Origin of the sequence: Peteryoungia algae, from assembly GCF_030369675.1 — a bacterium.
GTDB classification, from domain to species: Bacteria; Pseudomonadota; Alphaproteobacteria; order Rhizobiales; family Rhizobiaceae; genus Allorhizobium; species Allorhizobium algae.
The window spans coordinates 451,298-471,259 of sequence record NZ_CP128477.1; the positions used below are offsets into that span (position 1 = coordinate 451,298).

Genomic DNA, 19,962 nt, shown 5'->3' on the forward strand with positions numbered 1-19,962 from the left:
GTTATCGAATGATTAGGGTTAATGCCGGGTAAACGGCCGGCGGCCAGGACTGTGAACATCACGACAAATCCGGGCGGATCCGGGTTAACCCTTGAGTTACCATGATCCTTTACTTTCGCGGACAAGAAGTTCCGGGAGTTTGTAATGCCCAGTTTGGACCGCGATCAACATGATGTCGATATCGACCTCGCCCAGCTCTTTCGCGCCGTATGGCAGCGGAAGGGGAGGATCCTTGCGGCCACGGCGCTCGTCGGCGTTCTCGCCTTTGTCGGCGCGAACGCGATTTCCCCGAGCTACAAGAGCGACGCCAAGCTGCTGATCGAGTCGCGCCAGCCGAATTTCTCCGCGTCGGGCACAGCGTCTTCCACGGCGGAACCCATGCCGGACGAATTGAACATCGCAAGCCAGGTTCAACTGCTGCAGTCCGTCGACCTGATCAAGCAGGTGGCACGTGATCTGAAGTTGAACGAGCGAACCGAATTCGATCCGGATTCCAGCCCTTCGGCCATGACCGATTTTCTGGTTCTCTTCGGCCTCACGAGCAATCCGCTGGAACTGCCGCCAGAGGAGCGGGTGATCAATGCCTTCAAGGAAGAGCTCAACGTCTACCAGGTCGACAAGTCGCGTGTGATCGGCATCGAGTTCACCTCGAAGGATCCGAAGCTCGCGGCCGCCGTGCCGAACGCGATGATGGACGTCTATCGGTTGTTGCAGAGCGGTGCCAAGCTCGACAACAATTCCGACGCCGTTCGCTGGCTGGAGACCGAGATTGCCAATCTGCGTGAGAAAGTCCGCGAGGCTGAGCAGAAGGTCGCCGAATATCGTTCGTCGGCCGGTCTGATGTCCCTTGGCTCCGACCAGAGCTCCTTCAACGGCAAGCAGCTCTCCGATATCTCGACCGAACTTGCCAGGGTTCGTGGTGAACGTGCGAGTGCGGAGGCGACGGCCCAGAACCTGCGCGCCAGCATCAAGGCGGGCAAGTCGACTGATACGCTGGACGCCATAGCACGCTCCGAATCGATCCAGCGCCTCAAGGCGGCGGAATCGCAGCTCCGCGCCCAGATTTCCGACCTCTCCACCCGCCTGCTCGAAGGTCACCCGCAGATGAAGGCGCTGCGCGCCCAGCTCTCCGGTATCCGCGAACAGGTTCAGGCCGAATCGCTGCGGGTGGCTGCCAGCCTCGACAACGAGGCAGCCGTCGCCCGCGAGCGCGAGACACAACTCCTCGCGCAATTGAACACGCTGAAGGCCGATACCGCGCGGTCCGGTGAAGACGAAGTCGGATTGAAGGCGCTGGAACGCGAGGCAACCGCCCAGCGCCAGCTGCTCGAAACCTATCTGGCCCGCTACCGGGAGGCCTCAACAAGGCTCGACAAGGATGCGAGCCCGGCTGATGCGCGGGTGATCTCCACCGCGATCGAGCCCCAGGAGCCGAGCTTCCCGAAGGTCCTGCCGATCACCATCGTCGCCACGCTCTCGACGCTGATCCTCTCGGCTGTGGTGGTCATGCTGGCCGAACTCTTCAGCGGCCGCGCCCTGCGTCCGACCGGAGCCACGGCGCCCGTCTTCGTGCGGCGCGATGAGGAAGAAGTTGAAGAACAGACGAGCGTCGAGATGCCTCGTCAGCGCCCGCAGGACGCCCCCCCGGCAAGCCTTATGCAAGCAAGACTTTTGAATGTCGCGCCGGATGCCGAACTCGTGGGCGAGATGGAACAGGCGATCGCTGCGGAACACGGGGCAGATGCGCTTCAGGATGCGTCCGGCGAGGAGGCAGATGAATTCTCGGTTGCGTCTGTCGCTGACTATCTGGTCGAGCAGCAAGCACGGATCGCCTTCGCTATATCGCCTTCAGGAGATGACGGCTCGATCGGAACCGTGGCGCTCGCCCGCGAGCTTGCCGATCGCGGCCACCGCACGGTCCTCGTCGACATGACCGGTTCGGCCTGCCCGAGCCGTTTGATGGCCAGCTGGAGAGACCTGCCGGGTGTCACCGATCTTCTGACGGGAGACGCGGCCTTTGCCGATTGCATCCATTCAGACCATTCATCGTCTGCCGATATCGTCCCGCAGGGCAATGCGGATATCCGCCAGGCCATGCGCGGCGCAGACCGGCTCTCCATGATCGTCGATGCACTGGCGGACGTCTATGACGTCGTCCTGGTGGAATGCGGCCCGGCAAATGCAGACGGTGTCGCGCGCCTGAGCCGGAACGGCCATCACGAGATCATCCTCTCGGCGCCCGAGCCGCAGGCGCAGGAACTGGCCGAAATCATGATTGCTTTCGAGGATGTCGGCTACACGGACCTGGTGCTCCTGTCGGTCAAGAACCCGCCGGTCCGCCGCGCGCGCGACGCGGCCTGATCGCCAGATCGAAGGCTGATCAGTCGTCGGTTTTCGCCGGCGGTTGTCCGCTCGTGCCCATCGCGCGCCATCTTTGGATGAGTGCGTAGAGATGCGGATTGCCCTTGATCAGGGTCTTCGTACGCGCCATGCCCCGATGGGTCATCGCCGCGAGCCGGCCAGCCGGCCTGAGCGGCAGCAGGATGTCATGGTGCTCCGTTTGGATATTGCACCAGCGCCGCTTGTAATCCTGATCTCCAATGCCGAAATCGAACACGGCCGCACCGCTCACCGCGCTGCGTTCAATTACCAGCCAGAAGAGCAATTCGCCCGGGCTTGCATCGGGCAGCAGGCTGTCGTCGATTGATCCGAACTGGCAGATCACATGGTCGCCCTTGCGGGACAGGCCGGTGATCGCCGCGATCCTGCCCTCGTATTCGCCCTTGAGCCGGATTGCGTGAAGTTCGAGCGGCACGTCGCTGCCGCCCCTGTCGCTTTCGAGCAGCATGCGGAAGAAAGCCTGTGTATCCGCCGGCTGGAAGACGTTCGGCAAGCCGACGGCAGCAAAGCGGGCGGCCTTTTGCTGGAAGAAGCACTCGAGCAGGCTCTGTTGTTCGCCGGGTTGCGTCGGTCGGATATGCTCGTATCCTCCGGCCGCATCCAGCTTTCGCATCTGGGCGCGGTATTTCTTGCGGCGGCTCTTGGCATTGAGCGGTGCGATGCTTTCTTCCATGGTTGCGGCAAGCGGCAGCTGAAAGGAAGCGTTCTGGTTCCGGACATGGGGAAGTGCGGCCAGCGGATGGCGTTCGCCGCGCCAGTCGAGCGGCACATGGGTCAGGCTGAGCAGGTCCGCATGATCGTGCAACGCCTCGATCAACAAGGCCTCCAGGTCATGCGGCGCGATGGCGGCGGCGGCCTGCCTGAAGGGGGCGCTGAACAGACCGCTGTTGAAATTCGTAAAGGGTGATCCGACCAACTGCGCTCTGCGCACAAGGAATTGTCGGTCTATCTCAAGTGGCAGCAGGAAGGCGATCTGACCGTCCAGGCGACCTTCGACGATGGCCAGCGGATGATCGTGCGTCTGAACCCAGGCCCGGCACCAGTCATACCCCTGGTGCAGCGAGTTCCAAGGATCGGCTTCGAGCTCTCGCCAGCTGGCCTCCACCGGTTCCATCTGGTGATGGATCGTAAGCGCAAGTTCGCCCACCGGGGTGTCGAGCACGGCTTTGCCGTTCAAGACGGCATGGCCGACATCGGGCAGTTCTTCGGCAAATGCCGTTGCATCATGGTGCATCTGGGCTCGCATGTCCCCACCCCGTCCGGTTTCAAAGATGAGCGGCAGCTTAGGCAGACACTGCGAACAAACGGTTATTGCACCGGCACTAAGCGCTATCGCGACGTGCGAGGGTTAAGGCGGGGTTAATCCGCGTCCTTCTTCTTGAACGGGCCGGCCATCCATTTGATGATGAGCATTGCGGGGATCACCCAGAGCAGGCCGGTCAGAAGGAAATAGAGGAGGTGCCCCCACCAGGGAGCCGTGGCGAGCGTCGCCGTGGCGATGGTCGTCGCGAGAAGGGCATAGATCGATACGATCAGGATGATCAGGATCGTGCCGATGAAGGATCTCAGTTTCGGGCGCCTTGTCATACCTCATTCCTATTCGACATCGCGCCTGTCTGCGACGCGACCGCTTGCCGCAAACCGGCGGGCTTGTTTTGCACGGCCGACTGATGCAAATCAACGGGTGAAAAGAGGATTGACGAATGAGCGCTGTTTTGACCGGACCCGAGCTGCAAGTGCGCAGGGAAATCGCCCGCGTGGAGTCTGACCGCAAGGCGATCCGCATCTGGCTCGGTGTTGTGATATTAGCGCTTTTCTGTCTCGTTCTGGTAGGGGGCGCAACGCGCCTTACCGATTCCGGCCTGTCGATCACGCAGTGGAAACCGATCCATGGCGTCATTCCGCCATTGACGGTTGCGGAATGGGAAGAAGAGCTGGAACTCTATCGCCAGATCCCCGAATACCAGCAGATCAACAAGGGCATGAGCCTCGACGAATTCAAGTTCATCTTCTGGTGGGAATGGGCGCACAGGCTGCTCGCCCGTTTGATCGGCCTGATCTTTGCCCTGCCGCTCGCCTATTTCTGGATCCGCGGCAAGGTCGAGCCGGGTATTCGCGCGCCCCTGGTGGGCCTGCTCGCGCTGGGCGGCCTGCAGGGCTTCATCGGCTGGTGGATGGTTTCCTCGGGCCTCAGCGAGCGCGTCGATGTCAGCCAGTATCGCCTGGCAGTCCATCTGATGATGGCTTGCTTCATCTTTGCGAGCTGTGTCTGGATTTTCCGTAGCCTCAGCGTGCACAGCAACGACGCGGTGCCAACCGGGAACAGCCGTCTTCTCGCGGGTGTCCTGCTCGTCATGACCTTCGTGCAGATCTATCTCGGCGCGCTCGTCGCTGGCCTCGACGCGGGTTACAGCTACAACACCTGGCCACTGATGGATGGCGCCTGGGTGCCGCAGGGCCTCTTCGTCCAGTCACCCGCCTGGATCAACATTTTCGAGAACCCGAAAAGTGTCCAGTATATCCACCGCATCGGCGCCTATCTGCTCTTTGCCGCAGCATTTGCGCACATGGTCCAGTGTCTGCGGGCCGCGCCGCAAACGACCCATGCCCGCCGCAGCGTGGTCTTCTTTGCCCTGATCAGTCTCCAGGCCGTGATTGGGATTGTCACGCTCGTGACGCAGGTTCCGCTGCATGCAGGTGTCACTCATCAGGGCATGGCGCTGGTCGTGCTCGCCTTTGCGGTTGCGCATCTGCGCGGCTTCTCTGGCGAGCGCCCGAAGCCGGTGCTTGTCGAAGTTCGCAATTAAGGTCCGTCAGCCGAAGCGATAGGCGGAATAGGGCTTTCCAAGGAATTTGCCCCGGAAGACCTGCCTCCCGCCATCCGAGCCCGCTGCACCGGACGCCACGAAGATCGGGACGAGGTGATCGTGGTCCGGCACGTGGCAGGCGAGCGCATCCGGGTTCTGATCCCAGGTGGCGAGAACCTTCGCACGCGCGCCAGCATCGGACGAGGCGACAGCCTCCGTCAGCCAGTTGTCGAAACGGACCGCCTGCTGCACATGGGCGGGATCGGCCTGCCGGAACATTCGCATGTTGTGATAGCTCATGCCGGACGCGATGATCAGCACTTCCTCGTCGCGCAGCGGCGCGAGCGCCTTACCGATCGCCACATGGCTTTCGACATCCAGCGTGTTCTTCAGCGAAATCATCGTGATCGGCACATCCGCATCCGGATAGACCAGCATGAGGGGAACGAAGACGCCGTGGTCGAAGCCGCGCTTGTCGTCCTCCGCGCTGTCGATGCCAGCTTTGGCCAGCAGCGCTCTTGCGCGTGCAGCAAGGTCTGGCGAGCCCGGGGCAGGGTAGGAGAGCTCGTAGGTGTGTGGGGGGAAGTTGTAGTAGTCGAAAAGCATGCCGGGCTTCACGGCTGTGCTCACCGTCGGCACCGGTTCCTTTTCCCAATGGCCGGAAACCACGAGCACGGCTTTCGGCCGCCGCCCGATCTCGGCATCCAGACCCTGCAGGAAGCCGCGCAGGTCATCCCAGGGTGCCTTGCCCTCGGCATCCCGCGGAAACTCCATGAACGGCCATGGGCCGCCGCCATGCGGGATGAAATAGACGGGCAAACGATTGGTCATGGCGCGGTCTCACTTTCGAAGCGAGACTAGCACCCACAATCATTCTCCATAACCGCACTGATGGACGACATTTCGTTCGACAATAGTGAACGCGCCGCCGGAGAGGTTGAGAAGATCAGACCTGACAGGTCGTCACGATCAGCCCCTTCAAGCCGACAGCATCAGATCCATGTTCTGCACGGCCGCACCGGAGGCGCCCTTGCCGAGATTGTCGAGCAGCGCGACGAGATTGACATGCGCCGCACCGGGAGTGCCGAAGACGAAGAGTTTCATCGTGTCCTGGCCGACCAGTTCTTCGGCATCCACGCGTGGCAGCTTGGCGCTGTCGGCAAGCGGAACGACGCTGACGATATCCTGACCGGCATAGTGGGCAACGAGTGCCGCGTGAATGCTTTCCACTGTCGTGCCAACGGCGAGGTCTTCGAGGAAGAGCGGCACCTGCACGATCATGCCCTGCGCGAAGCGGCCGACGGAAGGGGCAAAGAGTGGCGCCCGGTCAAGAAGGCCGTGCGCCTGCATCTCCGGCACATGCTTGTGCTTGAGCGTAAGTCCATAGAGGAAATTGTTGGCCGCGAGGTGCTCGGGATGACCAACATCTTCCATCTGCGCGATCATCTGCTTGCCGCCGCCGGTATAGCCCGAGACCGCGTTGACCGAAACCGGATAGCCGTCCGGCAGGATGCCCGCGGCGCGCAGCGGGCGAATGAGGCCGATGGCACCCGTCGGATAGCAGCCGGGATTGGAGACATGGCGCGCCGCCTGGATCTTCGCCTTCTGTGCCTTGTCCATTTCGGCAAAGCCATAAGCCCAGTCCGGATGCACGCGAAACGCCGTGGAGGCGTCGAGGAGGCGGACATTGTTGTTCGCGGCCGTCATCTCGTAAGCCTGCTTCGAGGCATCGTCGGGCAGGCAGAGAATGGCGATGTCTGCGCTGTTGAGCATGTCCTCGCGCATCTTCTCGTTCCGCCGCTCGGCTTCGGGGATGGACAAGAGTTCCAGATCGCGGCGGTCAGCCAGGCGCGTGCGGATCTGCAGACCCGTTGTGCCGTGTTCGCCATCGATGAAGATCTTCGCTGCCATTTGTCTAGTCCCGTCAGAGATTTAGGTGAGAATGCGGAATCTGGTTGTGAGTGTGTTGAATCAATGTGTCAGCGGCGTGTCGCAAGCTTCTCCGCGCGCAAGCCCAGCATATACATTGCAACCGTCGCACCGGCAATTGCGGTGATGTCGGCATGATCATATGCGGGCGCCACTTCGACGATATCGGAACCTCTGATGTCGAGGGCGCCGAGCTTGCGCAGGACCGACAGCATCTTGGCCGAGGATGGGCCGCCCGCGACCGGCGTGCCTGTGCCAGGAGCATAGGCCGGGTCCAGGCAGTCGATATCGAAGGTCATATAGACCGGCGTCGAGCCGACATGCGAAAGAATGGTGTCGGCAATGGCCTGTGCGCCCATGTCCTCGACCTCGTAACCCGGAATGATCCGGATGCCGAAATCCTCAGGCGCATCGGTGCGGATGCCGATCTGGATCGAGCGTGCAGGATCGATCACGCCCTCGCGCACGGCACGGCAGACGAAGGAGCCGTGATCGATCCGCTGGCCGTCGTCATCCCAGGTGTCCTGATGCGCATCGAAATGCACCAGCGCCAGTGGCCCATGTGTCGCCGCATGCGCCTTGAGCAGCGGCCAGGTCACGAAGTGGTCACCGCCGAGTCCGAGCAGATAGGCGCCGGATGCGATGACGCGGGCCGCTTCCTGTTCGATCAGGGCAGGGGTCTGCTGGTGATTGCCGTAATCGAGCAGCACGTCGCCGTAGTCGATGACGGCCATCTGCTCGAAGAGGTCGCGCGAGAACGGATATTGCGGGTCGTTGTCGAAGATCGCCGAGGCGCGCCGGATCGCTTGCGGTCCGAAACGGGCGCCGGGCCTGTTGGAGACGGCCGCGTCGAAGGGAATGCCAAGCACGACGGCATCGACGTCGGTGAGGTCCTTCGAATACTTCCGCCGCATGAAGGAGAGCACGCCCGCATAGGTCGGGTCCGTGGCAGCCCCGCGGATCGCCTTGGCGGTAAAGGCGTTGTCGATCGATTTGCTGGCCATGTGCGCTTCTCCCGGATTGAATTTGATCAAATTAAACAGTCGACTCGCTCGGTCAAGCCTCGGGCGGGCGCTCTGAAGCGTGAAGCCGTGTGGGGAGAACGAAAAAAGGCGGAGCCGAAGCCCCGCCTTGATTTCCGTTTCCGGTTGTCCAGCGATTAACGCTTGGAGAACTGGAACGAACGACGGGCCTTCGCCTTGCCGTACTTCTTACGCTCGACGACGCGGCTGTCGCGGGTCAGGAAGCCACCCTTCTTCAGGACCGGACGCAGGCCCGGTTCGAAGTAGGTGAGGGCCTTCGAGAGACCGTGACGAACTGCACCGGCCTGGCCGGAGAGGCCGCCGCCGTGAACGGTCGCGATGATGTCGAACTGGCCGTCACGGGCCACTGCGACGATCGGCTGCTGCAGGATCATCTGCAGGACCGGACGGGCGAAGTAGGCGCGGAATTCCTTGCCGTTGACGGTGATCTTGCCGGAGCCCGGCTTGACCCAGACGCGGGCAACGGCGTTCTTACGCTTGCCGGTGGCGTAGGAGCGACCCAGGGAGTCGACCTTGCGGACGTGAGCCGGAGCTGCGTCCTGTGCCGGGGCAAGGTCCTTCAGGGAAGAAAGATCGGCCATACTTAGGCGCTCCTTGTGTTCTTGCTGTTCAGCGAAGCGACGTCGAGAGCGACGGGCTGCTGAGCTTCATGCGGGTGGTTCGTGCCAGCGTAGACGCGCAGGTTCTTCATCTGGCGACGGCCGAGCGGGCCACGCGGAATCATGCGCTCGACGGCCTTCTCAAGAACGCGCTCCGGGAAGCGGCCTTCGATGATCTGGCGAGCCGTACGCTCCTTGATGCCGCCCGGATAGCCGGTGTGCCAGTAGTACTTCTTGTCGGCATACTTGTTGCCGGTGAGTACGACCTTTTCGGCATTGATGACGATGACGTTGTCGCCGTCATCAACATGGGGGGTGTAGGTGGCCTTGTGCTTGCCACGCAGGTGCATGGCGATGATGGTGGCGAGGCGGCCGACAACGAGCCCTTCGGCGTCGATGAGGATCCACTTCTTCTCCACCTCTGCAGGCTTCTGAACGAAGGTAGACATTGGGGTCTCTTTCAGTGTGATCCCGCGGTTCCGTCTGTCGAAACTGCAGGCGTTTCTTGTTGCTTGTTTCGCGCGTGTTGGGCGCAAAAAAGAAAGCGGTCCCGAAGGGCCGCAGTCTTGGGAGCGGTATAGAGATCCAGCAGAAAGACGTCAAGATAGATCAACTTGGCACCTGGTCTGAAAAATTGTGTGAAAACAAGTAGATGGAGATGGGGTATTATTTTACCCCAATCAGGGGCTCGCTCAGGCATTCGTCATGCACTCTCGGATGGACAGCGACGGGATGCAGAGAGGGGTGTTCCACTTTCTTTGCAGATGGAACAGGTGTGTCGGGAGGCGCCTTCGCAACCTATGATTTCGCTAATATGCACATGAACATAATGAAAACATAAACCGAACGTATCGGCAGGGCCCTGAATGGAGACAAGCATGTCGCTGGAACGCCGAATCTCGCTCATTACCCTTGGCGTCACGGACGTCGCCCGCAGCACGGACTTTTATGCGAGACTGGGCTGGACGAAATCGTCCGCTTCCAACGATGATATCACCTTCATCCAGTTGAAGGGCACGGTCCTCGGTCTCTTTTCCCGAGCGAGCCTTGCCGAAGATGCGCATGTGGAGAACACGGCTGCGGGTTTCCGGGGCGTCGCGCTCGCCTACAATGTATCGAGCGAAATCGGTGTCGATGCCGTCGTGAAATTTGTTGTCTCCTGTGGCGGCACCCTGGTCAAGGCACCCCGGAAGGTGACTTGGGGCGGGTATTCCGGCTATGTCGCGGACCCCGACGGTCATCTCTGGGAGATTGCGTTCAATCCCTTCTTTCCGCAGGACGAACACGGCCATGTCGTGCTGCCCGTCTGATGGATGGCATTTGAGTGATCCTCCGATGGGGTCGTTAACTCGCCAGCGCTACAGTCGGTTCGGGACATGAAAGGACGGGTGAACCAGAGGCCCTCGCGGGCCGGGAGGAACGCCATGAACCACGATTTCTATGCGAACAGCGACCTCGCCGATATCCTTGCGACGGCCAAGAACGTGGCCGTCCTTGGCGCTTCGACGGATGACAAGCGCCCCAGTCACTGGATCTCCGGCTTCTTGCTGGGCAAGGGATACCGCGTCTTTCCGGTCAATCCCCTGCACGCTGGCGAACTCATCCTGGGGCAACGCGTCTACGGCTCGCTGGCCGAGATCCCCGAACCCATACATCTCGTCGACGTCTTTCGCCGCCCTGAGCATCTTGCCGGCATCGTTGAGGATGTTTTGGCACTGAGCCCGCGACCGGCGGCGATCTGGTGCCAGCTCGGCATTCGTGACGACGCCGCGGCTGCAAGGGCAGAGGCGGGCGGCATCAGGGTCGTCATGAACCGGGCGCTGGTTTCCGAATATCCGCTGGTCTACGAGCGCATGCATCCGGGCTCGGCGCAGGGCCACGCGGCCTGAACGCCACGATAGCGTCAGAACCGGATGACGGGCTTGCCGAGGCCGAAACGACGCGACTCGGGATCGTAGTCCTGGCAATTCAGGACCGGGCAGCGGTCGGTGTCGCGCGTCGGCACATAGGCCCGTTCCGCATATTCGTGCGGATCGCACATGGCACTGCGGGTAACGTAGCGATCATAAAGGGTCATGCCCTTCACCCGTGTCGACGGATAGCGCAGGATCACCGCCCGTTCGTTGATCACGCGCTGGCGCACCTGATCACAGGTGAGGGTCGTCGAATTGTAGCGTGAGATTGCAAGCGCAGGCTCGGCCAGCGTCATGGTCGCGATCGTCATGATGGCAAGGTGAGACAGTCGCATCACGTTCCTCCTTCTCGGCGCTCGATCAACGTGTTGTGCGTCGTGGCGGTTCCATGCCTTGTTGCAGGTCATTGCCACCCCATCTAATCCTCTGAATACGGTGAAAGAGGAGATGCAGATGGCCGATCACGATCATTATAGCGCTGATTATCTGAGGGGCATCCTCGGCGAGGTGAAAACCATCGCGCTTCTCGGCGCATCGCCAAAGCCGGACCGTCCGAGCTTCGGCGTGATGCGGTTCCTGCTGTCGAAGGGCTACAAGGTCTATCCGGTCAATCCCGGTCAGGCCGGCAAGGAGATCCTTGGCCAGACCGTGTTCGCCACGATGGCCGATATTCCAGAGGCGATCGACATGGTCGACGTTTTCCGCGCACCGGAACATCTTGGTGAGGTGGTGACTGAAGCGCTCGCCCTGCCAAACCGTCCAAAGGTGATCTGGGGACAGCTCTCCGTGCGCGACGATAACGCGATCAAGCCGGCCGAAGAGGCCGGCATCCGCGTGGTCATGGATCGCTGCCCGGCGATCGAGATACCCAGGCTCGGGCTCTGAAGGTCTAGGCGCCGATCAGTAGGTCGGGATTGGCGCGGAGCGCGTTCAGCGTATCGGCATTTCCGCAATAGTCGATAAAGGTTTGCTCGGCCTGGCCCTGCTGCAGATGCTGACGGCAGGTGTCCTTGGACGAACATTGCGCACAGGTAACCTGCATGTCGAGGAACAGCCGGCGCATGTGGTATTCGACTTCGGCCGGATCGATGTTGAGCGCCCGCATCATCGCCGGCATTTCGTCGGCCGCATGCGGCCCGGCCTTCACGAGCGCCTGCAATTGGTGGGCGCTGATGCCGCAATCGTCAGCCAGTGCCTGAACTTCGGCATCGGACAGGCCTGCGAGCATTTCGCTCTGCGCGGGCTGTTCGAAGCCCCGGGCGAACCAGGAGACTATTTGCTGCACGGTGTGGCGGACGGGATCGGCGATCGTGGGTGTCATGGGGCTCTCCTTCGACTGGGAAGAGCATGCCAGCACTTCGCGCGGCGACATTGACCTCGATCAAGTATGAATTTCCTGATCACTGCCGCACTTTGGAATAATCCGGGCTGACATCGGGCGGCGACCGATTATGATCCGCCCCGAAGTCACACAGGGAGGACCAAACAATGTCGGAGAACAATCCGGGTTTCGCCACGCTAGCCATCCATGCCGGCGCCCAGCCGGATCCCACCACGGGCGCGCGCATCACGCCGATCTACCAGACCACGGCCTATGTCTTCAACGACAGCGATCATGCGGCAAATCTCTTTGCGCTCAAGGAGTTCGGCAATATCTACACCCGCATCATGAACCCCACCCAGGGCGTTCTGGAAGAGCGGATTGCCGCGCTGGAAGGCGGCACGGCAGCACTCGCGGTTGCCTCGGGTCATGCAGCCCAGCTCCTGATCTTCCATTCGCTGATGCAGCCCGGTGACAATTTCGTCGCGGCAAGGAAACTCTATGGCGGCTCGATCAACCAGTTCGGCCATGCCTTCAAGAATTTCGGATGGCAGGTGCGCTGGGCCGATCCGGCGGATCCGGAAAGCTTCGCAGCCCAGATCGATGACAAGACCAAGGCCGTCTTCATCGAAAGTCTCGCCAATCCCGGCGGCACCTTCGTCGACATCGAAGCCATCGCCGAGGTCGCCCATCGCCATGGCCTGCCGCTGATCGTCGACAATACCATGGCAAGCCCCTACCTGATCCGCCCGCTGGAGCATGGCGCCGACATCATCGTGCATTCGGTCACGAAGTTCCTCGGCGGCCATGGCAATTCCATGGGCGGTGTCATCGTCGATGGCGGCACGTTCGACTGGTCGGCCAAACCAGGCCAATATCCGATGCTGTCCGAGCCGCGCCCGGAATATAATGGCGTCGTTCTGCACCAGACCTTCGGCAACTTCGCCTTCGCCATCGCCTGCCGCGTCCTTGGCCTGCGTGACCTCGGGCCGGCGATTGCCCCGATGAACGCCTTTCTGCTTCTGACCGGCATCGAGACACTGCCGCTGCGCATGCAGCGCCACTGCGACAATGCGCTGAAGGCCGCGACCTGGCTGAAGAGCCATCCGAAGGTCGCCTGGGTCAACTATTCAGGCCTTCCCGACGATCCGAACAATGCCTTGCAGAAGCGCTATTCGCCGAAGGGCGCCGGCTCCGTCTTCACCTTCGGCATCAAGGGCGGGCTTGAAGCCGGCAAGGCGCTGGTCGGTGGCTTGAAGCTCTTCTCGCATCTCGCCAATATCGGCGACACCCGCTCGCTTGTCATCCATCCTGCCTCGACGACCCATGCGCAGCTTTCCGAATCCCAACAGATCGCCGCCGGTGCCGGACCTGACGTCGTGCGCCTGTCTATCGGTATCGAGGATGCCGAAGACATCATCGCCGATCTCGAACAGGCTCTTTTCAACGCCTGATCTGCCTCTCAGCGGCGGTGCGAAAAAAAACACCGCCGCTTGTCTATCTGGAGACCATGATGAGCTTGTTCCTGCCTTTTGACCCCTCGACCGTCACCCCGGAGGAGGGGGCTCCCGCCGCCGACCGCCTGATCTCGGGCGATCCGCACTTCACCACCTGGAACATCGAGGAAGCGGAGGGCGGCATCTATGCCGGCATCTGGCAGTCGACGCCGGGCAAATGGCGGATTTCCTATGACGAATGGGAATATTTCCACATTCTCGAAGGCCACTCGGTGGTGACCGAGGATGGCGGCGCAGCGGTCGACCTGAGAGCGGGCGACCGCCTGGTGCTCAGACCCGGCTTCAAGGGAACCTGGGAAGTCCTTGAAACGACTCGCAAGGACTATGTGATCCGCCTGTGAGGTAAGGTTGCTTCAGTTGGAGTTGAAGGCCTTCGCGAAATCCGGGGATGCGATGAACGCCAGAGTGCGCCGCAGTTCCTCCGATCTCTCCTTGCCAAAGGCCTTGTCGAAGCGGTCTTGTGCCTCACGCCAGGCTTTGAGCATCTCGTCGCGCTGGCGTAGCCCTTGCTCGGTCAGTTGAACGCGGCGGGCCCGTCCATCCTTTTCGTCCGGCACGAGGATCACGAAGCCGTCGCGGATCAGCGGCTTCAGCGTATGGCCGAGAGCAGACAGGTCCATGACCATCGACTCGGCCAGGGCCTTCTGTGTGGGATTGCCGAGCACCGCAATCTGGGACATCAGCGAGAATTGCGTGCCCTTCAGGCCGCTATCTCCTATGGCATCGTCATAGAGCTGGCCGAGTTGGCGCGTTGCGCGCCGGATCGCGCTATTGTTGCAGTGAAACCAGACATCCTTCTCGTTTTGCATCCCGCAATGTCCTTTCCTTGAGCGGCCCGATCGTCTGGGGCCTCCGATAGCTAAACGAAATTTCAACAAAATTCGCGCGGGCCTTGAAGTCTTCCCCTGCTTGCTGCATATATAGTGGCATATGCCAGTAAATTAAAGCCCGGAGATTGATCATGTCCTCGACCCTTGGAACTGCCCTTGTCACCGGCGCCTCGTCGGGCATCGGCGCAACCTATGCCCGAAAGCTTGCAGAACGTGGTCATGACCTGCTGCTTGTTGCCCGCGACGAAGAGCGCCTGGCGGCTTTGGCCGCCGAACTTAAGGACGCGCATGGTATTGCCGCCGACATTCTCAAGGCCGACTTGACGCTTCCCGCCGACGTCAAGCGTGTCGAGGAGAGGCTGCGGGCCGATCAGGCGATCTCGGTCCTGGTCAACAATGCCGGCATCGGTCCGAACGGCGTTCTGCTGGACGGCGACATCGACTATCTCGATCGCATGATCGCCATCAACGTCACCGCCGCCAATCGGCTGGCCGTCGCGGCAGCCCAGGCGTTTGCCCAGAGAGGGCGGGGCACGATCATCAATATCGCCTCTGTCGTGGCCCTCGCGCCGGAGATCTTTAACGGGACTTACAGCGCCTCGAAAGCCTTCATCCTGGCGCTGACCCAGTCGCTGGCGCATGAATTGCGCGAGACCCCGGTACGGATCCAGGCTGTCCTGCCAGGTTTGACCCGCACGGAAATCTTCGATCGCGTCGGCTCGAGCTTTGACCACATCGATCCGGAAAGTGTCATGGATGTAGAGGATCTCGTCAGGTCCGCACTCGTGGGCCTCGATCAGGGAGAACTGGTGACTGTCCCGTCTCTGGAAGACGCCTCCCTGCTGGCTCAGTTTGGTGCGGCTCGACAAAACCTTGGCCCGCATCTGTCGAAGCGGGTCCCGGCATCGCGCTACACGACCAAAGCCTGAACATCATTGCGAACCTGAGGACCGGTCGATCTGCGGGCGACCGGTCCTCACACTTCGATCAGCCTACAAGCTCTCTCGCCTTTACGGCCGCTTCGTGCATGGCGACCATCGCGGCATCCTCGGCCCAGACCTTCTGGATACTCGCGCGACCGTCGATACGCGCCATATAGGCCTGAAAGGCAGGGCGGGTTTCGACGAGGCCGAACATCGTCGTCCAGCGGAGCGCAATACCCCAGAGCAGATCGGCCGCAGTGAACCGCTCGCCGAGCAGATAGGGTCCCTGCTTCAGTGTCTCCTCCACCAGGTCGATGAGGGAATCGTAGCTGGCATAGGGTGTTTCATTCATCGAGGCCGGATCGCGCTTCATGTGGCGATCGACGACCGCCGGCTCGAAGCAGTTGCCATAGATGAACAGCCAGCGAACATAGGCTCCACGCTCCGGATCGTCGATGGCAGGGGCAAGGCCTGCCTCGGGGTATAGATCCGCCAGATAGAGGTAGATCGCGCCCTGCTCGGTGACCAGCGTATCGCCGACTCGCACCGCCGGCACCTTGCCAAGCGGGTTGATCGCGAGATAGGCCGGCTGGCGCTGCTCATCCGCCTTCATATTGAGAACATGCAGCTCGTAAGGCGCCTTCAACTCCTCCAGCAGCACACGCGCGCCGGTGGCGCGGGTCTGGGGCGAGTAGAAGAGGGTGATCGGCCGGTTGTTGGTCATCTTGTGTCTCCCTTTGAAATGCGTTTCGCCATGCGGCGATGAGGGGAGAATGCGCCACCATACCTGTCAGAACCTGTCAGGTTGGTTTAGCATATTCATCGAGACGAGGTTTTTTTCGATGCGCGCGAGCCGGCTGATCAATATTCTGACGACGCTTCAGGCAAAGGGGCTGGTAACGGCCGAGGCGCTGGCCGCGGAAAACGATGTGTCGGTGCGCACCATCTATCGCGACATCGACGCCCTTTCGCTGTCGGGCATCCCGGTTTACAGCGAGCGCGGTTCCGACGGTGGCTACAGGTTGCTGGATGGATACCGGGTCCGGCTCAATGGCCTCACCCCCGCCGAAGCGCAGGCCATGTTTCTCTCCGGCATCCCTGGAGCTGCAGCCGATCTCGGCCTTGGTTCCCTGATGGCTGGCGCGCAGAAGAAGCTCACTGCCGCATTGCCCGAGGATCTGCGCGAAAGTGCCCGGCGCATGCAGTCGAAATTTCATCTCGATGCGCCCGCCTGGTTGGCTGAGGGCGAGCAGCCCGCCCACCTCCAGGCGATTGCGGATGCGGTCTGGAACTCCAAACGCATCCGAATGCGCTATCGCTCCTGGAAGGCGGAAAAGAACCGGGTCGCCGAACCGCTCGGCATCGTGATGAAGGGCGGCGCCTGGTATCTCGTCGCCCGCGTCGATGGCGCGGCGCGCACCTATCGCATCTCCCGCGTCCTCGATCTCCTCGTCACAGACGAACGTTTCGACTGGCCGATAGAGTTCGACCTTGCGGCCTATTGGCGCGAAAGCACGCGTCGGCTCGAACGCGAGCTTTACCCCGATTGGGCCACCATCAGGCTCTCCCCCTGGGGCTTGAAGGAAATCGGGCACATGGCGCCGCCTTATGTCCGAACCAATCTGGAATTCATCGGAGAACCTGACGAGCGCGGCTGGCGCACTCTCCGGCTACCCGTGGCGCATGAACGCATGGCCGTGTCTGAAATGCTCAAGCTTGGAACGGAGGTTGAGGTGCTCGACCCGCCAGACTTGCGTCTCGCCATGCGTCAGGCCGTCGAAACCCTGACGGCCCGCTACACGGACGCGTCCGACCTCACCAGCGAAGGTCGAGCCGCTCCAGTCCGTGGAAATGATAGACGTCCTTGACCGCCGGCGTCTCCGCGATCTTCAGTCCCGGCAGCCGCTTGAAGAGCAGCGGCAACACGATATTGAGCTCGAGACGGGCGAGCGGCGCGCCGATGCAGAAATGGATGCCGGCTCCGAAGGAGAGATTGGCCCCTTCGTCGCGATCAGGTTTGAAGGTCAGCGGATCAGGAAATTTCTGCGGATCGAGATTGGCGGCAGCCAGGATCAGGCTCACTTTGTCCCCACGCTTGAAGGACACGCCGTCGATTTCGCAGGGCTCCAGGCACCAGCGCTGGAAGATGTGCACCGGCGCACCGATCCGGAGCGTCTCTTCCACGGTCCGTTCCGTCGACTTCTCGTCGGTGAACAGCACAGCCGGATCGATACCGCTTTCGAGGATAACCCGCACCGAATTGCCGATCTGGTGCACAGTGGCCTCGTGGCCGGCATTCAACAGCACGATGGTCGTCGAGATCAGCTCGTCCTCGGTGAGAAACTGCCCCTTGTGCTCGGTATGGATCATGTGGCTCAGGAGATCGTCGCGAGGCTCGTTCCGTCTCTCGGCGATGACTTCACGCACATAGTCCGCAAATTCCTTGGCGGAGCGATCTGCGGCTTCCTCGTCCGCACGGGTCCGCTTGAACATGTACATGCCGACATAGTCGTGGCTCCATTTGAGGAGCTGAGGTCCCATGGTCTCGGGAATGCCGATCATCCGCGCAATCATCGTCACTGGAATGATATCGGCAAAGCTCGAAAGAAGCTCTGTCTGGCCATCCTTCTCGAAGGCGTCGATCAAGCGGTTGGCCAGCGCCTCGATCTCGGGCGTCATCTTCTCCACGTGACGGGAGACGAAGGCACGGTTGACCAGTGTCCTCAGCCGCGTGTGCTCTGGCGGTTCGATTTCCAGGAGCGAGTGTTCCTCGGCCTTGTCGAAATGTCGGGTATGTGCGGCGGGCTCGGCCATGCCAAGCTCCTCGCGCGTCGCAATATGCAGGATTTGCCGGCCGAAGCGGCGATCGCGGAGAAGCGCGTTCACATGGTCATATCCGGTGAAGAACCACTGCTTCTGCTCCTCCCAGTAAAAGGTCGGACAGCTTGCATGGAGCGCCGCATATGTCCGGTTCGGATTGCCGTAGAAGCCGGGATCGCGGGCGTTGAGCGAGACCCGGCGCATGGCCGGATCGATGGAGAGGAACGAGGTCTGTGTCATGCCGTCCTGTTTATCCCTTGCATTGCCCAGCGCAAGGGGAGGCGATGCCACTCAGTCGTTCAGCTTGTGGGCAACGGCGGAGATGCGATTGAGGATGGCCACATGCCGATCAGCCTGGCGGTCGACCTCTTCCAGCGGGCTCTCTTCCCGGGAAGGCGGGACGGTGACGGTCCTGTTGCCGGCGCGAACCGAGGTCCGGTTTCGCCCCTGCGCCTTGGCCGTGTAGAGCGCAAGATCGGCCTCCGACAGGAGATGATCCAGATTGGCCGTATGGAGCGGGCTGACCGAGATGCCCACGCTCGTGGTGACCGAGATGGGTGCCTCACTGGTTGGAAAGCTGCGGTCTGCGAATGCCAGCCGTACGGTTTCGGCAAAGAGCGCCGCATCCCTCGGCTCAGAGATGGCCAGGATGGCGGCGAACTCCTCGCCGCCGGTGCGCGCGAAGACGGCGCGCTGCGGCAGAAGCGAGCGGCAGACCTTTGCAAATTCCTGCAGCACCCTGTCGCCGGTCGTGTGGCCGTAGCGATCATTGATCTGCTTGAAGTGATCGAGGTCGAAAACCAGAACCCCGAGCATGTCGAGGGGGGAGGTCTCCGCCAGCCTCTGATAGGCCTCGGAAAAGCCGCGCCGGTTGAGCGCCCCGGTGAGCGGATCTGTCCGGACCAGAGCCTGCAGCTGTTCCTCCGAGCGGTCCATCGTGATCTTGGCGAGAATGACGGCCGATGTGATGAAGCAGATCACAACGAACGTGCCCATCCACATCCCGAAGAAATCATCCGCGAAACTCGTCGGGCGTAGATGCAGGACAACGACGATGTGGCCGATGCCGGCAATGACCTGCATCCCCCAGAGAAGGGTGAGAAGCGTCCGGTCGCGACTCGTGCTGAAGCGCGCGCGCGATGCAATCACCGCCAGGATCGCAAAGCCGAGCGAGGCGCCTGCATTGTAGAGCGAGACCCGGAAGGCGAAGTCTTCCCGTATGGATGGAACGAAGTTGCCGACGATCCAGAGGAGCGGCGGCAGCAGGAAAAAAAGCGAGCCCGGCCGGCGATCGAGGGCGGCTAGCCCCTTTGCCCAGAAGCTGAAGCCGACCAACGAAAGGGTGTTGGCCACCTGGATCGAGATGAAATCGGGGATCTGCCCGCGCATCCCCACCATGCCGAGACCGTTGGCATGGAATAGGAAGCCGATGCCGAACCAGAGGAAATGCTTCTGATCGCGTGCATGCAGCCAGATGGCAATCAGCAGAATCGCAAGCGTGTTGGCCTGGATCACCCAGAGAAAAAACGCGGTCTTCACGTCAATCACGATCAAATTCCTGAAATGAATGCGGCAGATTATCGCCCAAGAATGGCTCAAGCAGGTTAAGCAGTCACTATGAATACCCCCAGCATCGTGTTGGTTCCCGGACGTGGGTGAAAGCCAGGCTTACCGAAATTTCACCATGTTAGCCGTTTCTTGTGTATCGATCCGAGGTGAGGGCTCCAAGCGCGCTGTCGACCGACGGGAAAGTCAGGTTCTGCAGCGCTCGACGCATTTTGACCATTAAGGATATCCGGTCCTCATGTCTTGAATGTCGGGGTGCGGACACTCTATGTAGGGATTGACAAAGATTACGTG

Annotated in this window: 22 protein-coding genes; 9 read left to right on the forward strand and 13 right to left on the reverse strand. The window is 61.3% G+C overall.

Annotation, left to right across the window (positions count from 1 at the left end; translation table 11 throughout):
• The first annotated feature begins 144 nt into the window (after window positions 1–144).
• Window positions 145–2,361: an exopolysaccharide transport family protein gene (locus QTL56_RS02315; protein WP_245137136.1), complete on the forward strand. Its 2,217-nt coding sequence runs from the start codon at window positions 145–147 to the stop codon at window positions 2,359–2,361.
• A gap of 19 nt (window positions 2,362–2,380) precedes the next feature.
• On the opposite strand, the gene QTL56_RS02320 is transcribed toward QTL56_RS02315, so the two are convergent.
• Together QTL56_RS02320 and QTL56_RS02325 are read right to left on the reverse strand one after the other, a co-directional pair.
• Window positions 2,381–3,646: a GNAT family N-acetyltransferase gene (locus QTL56_RS02320; protein WP_245137135.1), complete on the reverse strand. Its 1,266-nt coding sequence runs from the start codon at window positions 3,644–3,646 to the stop codon at window positions 2,381–2,383.
• A gap of 113 nt (window positions 3,647–3,759) precedes the next feature.
• Window positions 3,760–3,987: a DUF2842 domain-containing protein gene (locus tag QTL56_RS02325; RefSeq protein WP_245137134.1), complete on the reverse strand. Its 228-nt coding sequence runs from the start codon at window positions 3,985–3,987 to the stop codon at window positions 3,760–3,762.
• A gap of 116 nt (window positions 3,988–4,103) precedes the next feature.
• Here QTL56_RS02325 and QTL56_RS02330 point away from each other — a divergent pair, with 116 nt between their 5' ends.
• Entirely contained in the window at window positions 4,104–5,207 is a 1,104-nt protein-coding gene (locus QTL56_RS02330) for a COX15/CtaA family protein (protein WP_245137133.1), read from the forward strand.
• Window positions 5,208–5,213: 6 nt separating this feature from the next.
• Here QTL56_RS02330 and QTL56_RS02335 read toward each other — a convergent pair whose 3' ends face one another.
• From QTL56_RS02335 to rplM, 5 genes are all read right to left on the reverse strand, one after another.
• Window positions 5,214–6,038: a DODA-type extradiol aromatic ring-opening family dioxygenase gene (locus QTL56_RS02335; protein ID WP_245137132.1), complete on the reverse strand. Its 825-nt coding sequence runs from the start codon at window positions 6,036–6,038 to the stop codon at window positions 5,214–5,216.
• A gap of 147 nt (window positions 6,039–6,185) precedes the next feature.
• Entirely contained in the window at window positions 6,186–7,118 is a 933-nt protein-coding gene (argC, locus tag QTL56_RS02340; RefSeq protein WP_229575913.1) for an N-acetyl-gamma-glutamyl-phosphate reductase, read from the reverse strand.
• Between the two features lie 68 nt (window positions 7,119–7,186).
• Complete coding sequence (gene speB / locus QTL56_RS02345; protein ID WP_245137131.1) at window positions 7,187–8,140, reverse strand: agmatinase; 954 nt, start codon at window positions 8,138–8,140, stop codon at window positions 7,187–7,189.
• Between the two features lie 155 nt (window positions 8,141–8,295).
• Complete coding sequence (rpsI, locus tag QTL56_RS02350) at window positions 8,296–8,760, reverse strand: 30S ribosomal protein S9 (RefSeq protein WP_229575915.1); 465 nt, start codon at window positions 8,758–8,760, stop codon at window positions 8,296–8,298.
• A 2-nt stretch (window positions 8,761–8,762) separates the two neighbouring features.
• Complete coding sequence (gene rplM, locus QTL56_RS02355; protein ID WP_229575916.1) at window positions 8,763–9,227, reverse strand: 50S ribosomal protein L13; 465 nt, start codon at window positions 9,225–9,227, stop codon at window positions 8,763–8,765.
• A 429-nt stretch (window positions 9,228–9,656) separates the two neighbouring features.
• Between rplM and QTL56_RS02360 the strand changes: the two genes are divergently transcribed.
• Together QTL56_RS02360 and QTL56_RS02365 are read left to right on the forward strand one after the other, a co-directional pair.
• Entirely contained in the window at window positions 9,657–10,088 is a 432-nt protein-coding gene (locus QTL56_RS02360; RefSeq protein ID WP_229575917.1) for a VOC family protein, read from the forward strand.
• A 114-nt stretch (window positions 10,089–10,202) separates the two neighbouring features.
• Entirely contained in the window at window positions 10,203–10,667 is a 465-nt protein-coding gene (locus tag QTL56_RS02365) for a CoA-binding protein (protein WP_245137130.1), read from the forward strand.
• Window positions 10,668–10,681: 14 nt separating this feature from the next.
• Here QTL56_RS02365 and QTL56_RS02370 read toward each other — a convergent pair whose 3' ends face one another.
• Complete coding sequence (locus QTL56_RS02370; protein ID WP_229575919.1) at window positions 10,682–11,026, reverse strand: hypothetical protein; 345 nt, start codon at window positions 11,024–11,026, stop codon at window positions 10,682–10,684.
• Window positions 11,027–11,144: 118 nt separating this feature from the next.
• Here QTL56_RS02370 and QTL56_RS02375 point away from each other — a divergent pair, with 118 nt between their 5' ends.
• Entirely contained in the window at window positions 11,145–11,576 is a 432-nt protein-coding gene (locus tag QTL56_RS02375; protein WP_245137129.1) for a CoA-binding protein, read from the forward strand.
• Between the two features lie 4 nt (window positions 11,577–11,580).
• Here QTL56_RS02375 and QTL56_RS02380 read toward each other — a convergent pair whose 3' ends face one another.
• On the reverse strand, window positions 11,581–12,012 hold the full coding sequence (locus QTL56_RS02380; RefSeq protein WP_245137128.1) for a DUF6455 family protein: 432 nt from the start codon (window positions 12,010–12,012) through the stop codon (window positions 11,581–11,583).
• Between the two features lie 167 nt (window positions 12,013–12,179).
• On the opposite strand from QTL56_RS02380, the gene QTL56_RS02385 reads away from it, so the two are divergent.
• Window positions 12,180–13,466, forward strand: a complete 1,287-nt coding sequence (locus QTL56_RS02385) for an O-acetylhomoserine aminocarboxypropyltransferase (protein ID WP_245137127.1) — start codon at window positions 12,180–12,182, stop codon at window positions 13,464–13,466.
• A 59-nt stretch (window positions 13,467–13,525) separates the two neighbouring features.
• A complete protein-coding gene (locus QTL56_RS02390) occupies window positions 13,526–13,870 on the forward strand; it encodes a cupin domain-containing protein (protein ID WP_245137126.1) in 345 nt (114 codons plus the stop codon).
• A gap of 12 nt (window positions 13,871–13,882) precedes the next feature.
• Here QTL56_RS02390 and QTL56_RS02395 read toward each other — a convergent pair whose 3' ends face one another.
• Window positions 13,883–14,338, reverse strand: a complete 456-nt coding sequence (locus tag QTL56_RS02395; protein WP_245137125.1) for a MarR family winged helix-turn-helix transcriptional regulator — start codon at window positions 14,336–14,338, stop codon at window positions 13,883–13,885.
• 152 nt (window positions 14,339–14,490) lie between these two features.
• Between QTL56_RS02395 and QTL56_RS02400 the strand changes: the two genes are divergently transcribed.
• Window positions 14,491–15,288, forward strand: coding sequence for an SDR family NAD(P)-dependent oxidoreductase (locus QTL56_RS02400; RefSeq protein WP_245137124.1), 798 nt, complete (start codon window positions 14,491–14,493; stop codon window positions 15,286–15,288).
• A gap of 58 nt (window positions 15,289–15,346) precedes the next feature.
• Here the strand turns inward: QTL56_RS02400 and QTL56_RS02405 are convergent, their stop codons facing one another.
• Entirely contained in the window at window positions 15,347–16,006 is a 660-nt protein-coding gene (locus QTL56_RS02405; protein WP_245137123.1) for a glutathione S-transferase family protein, read from the reverse strand.
• Between the two features lie 118 nt (window positions 16,007–16,124).
• Between QTL56_RS02405 and QTL56_RS02410 the strand changes: the two genes are divergently transcribed.
• Window positions 16,125–17,150 carry a helix-turn-helix transcriptional regulator gene (locus tag QTL56_RS02410; protein ID WP_245137122.1) on the forward strand — a complete coding sequence of 342 codons (1,026 nt, stop codon included), beginning with the start codon at window positions 16,125–16,127 and terminating at the stop codon, window positions 17,148–17,150.
• Here QTL56_RS02410 and QTL56_RS02415 read toward each other — a convergent pair.
• Complete coding sequence (locus QTL56_RS02415) at window positions 17,098–18,342, reverse strand: cytochrome P450 (protein ID WP_245137121.1); 1,245 nt, start codon at window positions 18,340–18,342, stop codon at window positions 17,098–17,100. The genes QTL56_RS02410 and QTL56_RS02415 overlap by 53 nt on opposite strands.
• A 51-nt stretch (window positions 18,343–18,393) precedes the next feature.
• Window positions 18,394–19,650: a GGDEF domain-containing protein gene (locus tag QTL56_RS02420; RefSeq protein WP_245137120.1), complete on the reverse strand. Its 1,257-nt coding sequence runs from the start codon at window positions 19,648–19,650 to the stop codon at window positions 18,394–18,396.
• Between the last annotated feature and the right edge of the window lie 312 nt (window positions 19,651–19,962).